Genomic DNA, 5418 nt, shown 5'->3' with positions numbered 1-5418 from the left:
GTGGTGGTTTTGCGTTGCTCAAATCGAGCCGCCAGATGACCTTGTCGGATGGCGCCCAGGTGGACACCGATCTGCTGACCTTGGGAGCCAATGACGCGGCCGCGTTTGTGGGCGTCAATGGGGGCAGTGAGAATGCCACCGGTTTTGAGCTCAGTGGCGTGGATCTGGCGGTGGCTCTGATCACTGATCAAAACGATGGTGCGCGCCAATGGGCAAGCGTACAGGCCGAGGCGGATAGTGCGGCTTTTGTCGGGGTTGAGGATCTCACCATCGGCGGTGACACCATGAGCGTGAGCCTTAACCTGGCGTCGACCGATGGTTTGGTGGTGGACTACGCGGCACAGAGTCTGGAGGTCTCCACCGGTCCGGACAGCAGCATCACACTGACGATGGACGGCAGTGACGGCGAGTTGCTGAGAGCGTCGGGTCATGCTGAGTTTGATGTATTCGGTCTGGTGAGTGCTGAAGGCAGCTTTGGTGTCGAAAGAGCCAGCCAAACCGTCGCTCTTACCGACGGCTCTTCCGTTGAAACGGACATCCTCTCCATTGGTTTAAGCAACGGCGCCGCCTTTGCCGGGTACGATCAAGGCACCGAGTCCGAAGACGATGACATCGGCTTGCGCCTGCAGGAAGTTGATCTCGCGCTGGCGTTGTTTAACGACCAGACCGGTGGTCGTAACTGGACGGCGGTGCAGGCTGCGGTTGGCAGTGCCGACGTGGTAGGCATTGACGGTGTCACCATGGCGGTCGATACCGTCGCGATTGAAGTGAACAAAGAAGCCGCGGACGGCTCCTTGATCGATTTCCAGGACGCCACCGATCTTGAGGTGGTGGTGGGGCCCGACACCACGGTTCAGTTTGACTTGGCCGACGACAAAGGCGATTACCTGCAAATCACCGGTAACGCTGAATTTGATTTGTTTGGTTTGGTCAAAGCCTCCGGCGGCTTTGGTGTCGAAAAAGCCAGCCAAACCGTCACTCTCACGGACGGCTCGTCGGTTGAGACCGAACTGTTAACGATCGGCCTGAGCAACGGCGCCGCGTTTGCCGGGTACGATCAGGGCACCGAGTCCGAAGACGACGACATCGGTCTGCGTCTGCAGGAAGTTGATCTCGCGCTGGCGTTGTTTAACGATCAAGTCGGTGGTCGCAACTGGACGGCGGTGCAGGGCAGCGTCGCCAGTGCGGAAGTCGTCGGTATCGACGGTGTCACCATGGCGGTGGACACCGTCGCGATTGAAGTTAATAAGGAAGCCGTCGACGGCAGTCTGATCGACTTCCAGGACGCCACCGATCTTGAGGTGGTGGTGGGTCCCGACACCACGGTTCAGTTTGACTTGGCCGACGACAAGGGCGATTACCTGCAAATCACGGGTAACGCCGAGTTTGATTTGTTTGGTCTGGTCAAAGCCTCCGGCGGCTTTGGTGTCGAAAAAGCCAGCCAAACCGTCACTCTCACGGACGGCTCGTCGGTTGAGACCGATATGTTAACGATCGGCCTGAGTAATGGCGCGGCCTTTGCCGGGTACGACCAAGGCACCGAGTCCGAAGACGACGACATCGGCTTGCGTCTGCAGGAAGTCGACTTGGCACTCGCCTTGTTTAACGACCAGACCGGCGGTCGCAACTGGACGGCGGTGCAGGGCAGCGTCGCCAGTGCGGAAGTCGTCGGTATCGACGGTGTCACCATGGCGGTGGACACCGTCGCGATTGAAGTTAATAAGGAAGCCGTCGACGGCAGTCTGATCGACTTCCAGGACGCCACCGATCTTGAGGTGGTGGTGGGGCCCGACAGCACGGTTCAGTTCGATTTGGCGGACGACAAGGGCGATTACCTGCAGATTACCGGTAATGCCGAGTTTGATTTGTTTGGTTTGGTCAAAGCCTCCGGCGGCTTCGGCGTCGAGAAAGCGTCTCAGACCGTGGTGTTGACCGACGGCAGTTCGGTCGAAACCGATATCCTCACCATCGGCCTAAGCAACGGCGCCGCCTTTGCCGGTTACGATCAGGGCACCGACGCTGAAGACGACGACATCGGCTTGCGCCTGCAGGAAGTTGATCTCGCGCTGGCGCTGTTTAACGACCAGACCGGCGGTCGCAACTGGACGGCGGTGCAGGGCAGCGTCGCCAGTGCGGAAGTCGTCGGTATCGACGGCGTCACCATGGCGGTGGATACCGTCGCGATTGAAGTCAATAAAGAAGCGGCCGACGGCAGTCTGATCGACTTCCAAGACGCCACCGATCTGGAGGTGGTGGTGGGGCCCGACACCACGGTTCAGTTTGATTTGGCCGATGACAAAGGTGATTACCTGCAGATTACCGGTAATGCCGAGTTTGATTTGTTTGGTCTGGTCAAAGCCTCCGGCGGCTTTGGTGTCGAAAAAGCCAGCCAAACCGTCACTCTCACGGATGGCTCGTCGGTTGAGACCGAACTGTTAACGATCGGCCTGAGTAATGGCGCGGCCTTTGCCGGGTACGACCAAGGCACCGAGTCCGAAGACGACGACATCGGCTTGCGTCTGCAGGAAGTCGACTTGGCACTCGCCTTGTTTAACGACCAGACCGGCGGTCGTAACTGGACGGCGGTGCAGGGCAGCGTCGCCAGTGCGGAAGTCGTCGGTATCGACGGCGTCACCATGGCGGTCGATACCGTCGCCATCGAGGTGAACAAAGAAGCCGCCGACGGCTCCTTGATTGACTTCCAGGACGCCACCGATCTTGAGGTGGTGGTGGGGCCCGACACCACGGTTCAGTTTGACTTGGCCGATGACAAAGGCGATTACCTGCAAATCACGGGTAATGCCGAGTTTGATTTGTTTGGTCTGGTCAAAGCTTCCGGCGGCTTCGGTGTCGAAAAAGCCAGCCAAACCGTCACTCTCACGGACGGCTCGTCGGTTGAGACCGAACTGTTAACGATCGGCCTGAGCAACGGCGCCGCGTTTGCCGGTTACGATCAGGGCACCGACGCTGAAGACGACGACATCGGCTTGCGCCTGCAGGAAGTTGATCTCGCGCTGGCGTTGTTTAACGACCAGACCGGCGGTCGCAACTGGACGGCGGTGCAGGCTGCGGTCGGCAGCGCCGAGGTGGTGGGCATTGACGGTGTCACCATGGCGGTCGATACCGTCGCGATTGAAGTCAATAAAGAAGCGGCCGATGGCTCCTTGATCGACTTCCAAGACGCCACCGATCTCAATGTGGTGGTGGGCCCCGACACCACGGTTCAGTTCGATTTGGCCGACGACAAAGGCGATTACCTGCAGATTACCGGTAATGCCGAGTTTGATTTGTTTGGTCTGGTCAAAGCCTCCGGCGGCTTCGGTGTCGAAAAAGCCAGCCAAACCGTCACTCTCACGGACGGCTCGTCGGTTGAGACCGAACTGTTAACGATCGGCCTGAGCAACGGCGCGGCCTTTGCCGGTTACGATCAAGGCACCGACGCTGAAGACGATGACATCGGTCTGCGTCTGCAGGAAGTTGATCTCGCGCTGGCGTTGTTTAACGATCAAGTCGGTGGTCGCAACTGGACGGCGGTGCAGGGTGCGGTGGGCAGTGCCGCGGTGGTGGGCATCGAGGGTGTCACCATGGCGGTCGATACCGTCGCGATTGAAGTCAATAAAGAAGCGGCCGACGGCAGTTTAATCGACTTCCAAGATGCCACCGATTTGGATGTGGTGGTGGGTCCCGACACCACGGTTCAGTTTGACTTGGCCGACGACAAAGGCGATTACCTGCAAATCACGGGTAACGCCGAGTTTGATTTGTTTGGTCTGGTCAAAGCCTCCGGCGGCTTTGGTGTTGAGAAAGCCTCGCAGACCGTGGTGTTAACCGACGGCAGTTCGGTCGAAACGGACATCCTCACCATTGGTTTAAGTAACGGCGCGGCCTTTGCGGGTTACGATCAAGGCACCGACGCTGAAGACGACGACATTGGTTTGCGTCTGCAAGAGGTGGACCTCGCGCTGGCGTTGTTTAACGATCAAGTCGGTGGTCGCAACTGGACGGCGGTGCAGGGCAGCGTCGCCAGTGCGGAAGTCGTCGGTATCGACGGTGTCACCATGGCGGTCGATACCGTTGCCATCGAGGTGAACAAAGAAGCCACCGACGGCAGTTTGATCGACTTCCAAGACGCCACCGATCTTGAGGTGGTGGTGGGTCCCGACACCACGGTTCAGTTTGATCTCGCCGACGACAAAGGCGATTACCTACAGATTACCGGTAACGCCGAGTTTGATTTGTTTGGTCTGGTCAAAGCCTCCGGCGGCTTCGGTGTCGAAAAAGCCAGCCAAACCGTCACTCTTACCGACGGCTCTTCCATCGAGACAGACATCCTCACCATTGGTTTAAGCAACGGCGCGGCCTTTGCCGGTTACGATCAAGGTACCGACGCTGAGGACGATGACATCGGTCTGCGTCTGCAAGAGGTGGATCTCGCGCTGGCGTTGTTTAACGATCAGGTCGGTGGTCGCAATTGGACGGCGGTGCAGGCTACGGTGGGCAGTGCCGGGGTGGTGGGCATCGAGGGTGTCACCATGGCCGTCGATACCGTCGCCATCGAAATTAATAAGGAAGCCGTCGACGGTTCGCTGATTGATTTCCAGGACGCCACCGATCTTGAGGTGGTGGTGGGGCCCGACACCACGGTCCAATTCGATTTGGCGGACGACAAAGGCGATTACCTGCAAATCACGGGTAACGCTGAGTTTGATTTGTTTGGTTTGGTGAAAGCCTCTGGCGACTTCGGTGTCGAGAAATCCAGCCAGTCCGTGATTCTGACGGACGGCTCCACCGTGCAGGCTGACCTGTTGACAATCGGGTTGAGCAACGGCGCCGCCTTTGCCGGTTACGACCAGGGCACCGAGTCCGAAGACGACGACATCGGTCTGCAACTGCAAGAAGTCGATCTCGCCCTGGCGCTGTTTGGCGAGCAGGGCGGTACCCGCAACTGGACGGCGGTGCAAGCCGGCGTCGGCAGCGCCGGTATTGTGGGCATCGACGGTGTCACGATGGCAGTGAACAGCGTCGCCATTGAAGTGAACCAGGCGGCCCTGGATGGCAGTCTGATCGACTTCCAGGACGCCACCGATTTGGATGTGGTCGTTGGGCCGGACGCGAGTGTGCATTTTGACCTGGCCGACGACAAAGGCGAGTACCTGCAAGTCACTGGCAGCGCCGAGTTCGATCTGTTTGGTCTGGTCAAAGCCTCCGGCGACTTCGGTGTTGAGAAATCCAGCCAGTCCGTGATTCTGACGGATGGCTCCACTGTGCAGGCTGACCTGTTGACGATCGGATTGAGCAACGGCGCCGCCTTTGCCGGTTACGACCAGGGCACCGAGTCCGAAGACGACGACATCGGTCTGCAACTGCAAGAAGTCGATCTCGCCCTGGCGCTGTTTGGCGAGCAGGGCGGTACCCGCA

At 58.9% G+C, this 5418-nt stretch carries 1 protein-coding gene; it reads left to right on the top strand.

Going from position 1 to position 5418, the window contains the following annotated elements; translation table 11 throughout:
• Positions 1-35: 35 nt before the first annotated feature.
• Positions 36-5418: hypothetical protein (locus HBA55_RS36965; RefSeq protein ID WP_167001234.1), on the top strand; the 5383-nt coding region annotated here is incomplete at its 3' end.

The organism is Pseudomaricurvus alkylphenolicus (genome assembly GCF_011683955.1).
Taxonomy (GTDB): Bacteria; Pseudomonadota; Gammaproteobacteria; order Pseudomonadales; family Cellvibrionaceae; genus Pseudomaricurvus; species Pseudomaricurvus alkylphenolicus.
The sequence above is the reverse complement of the archived record's forward strand: the minus strand, read 5'-3'. Positions and strand labels throughout refer to the sequence as shown.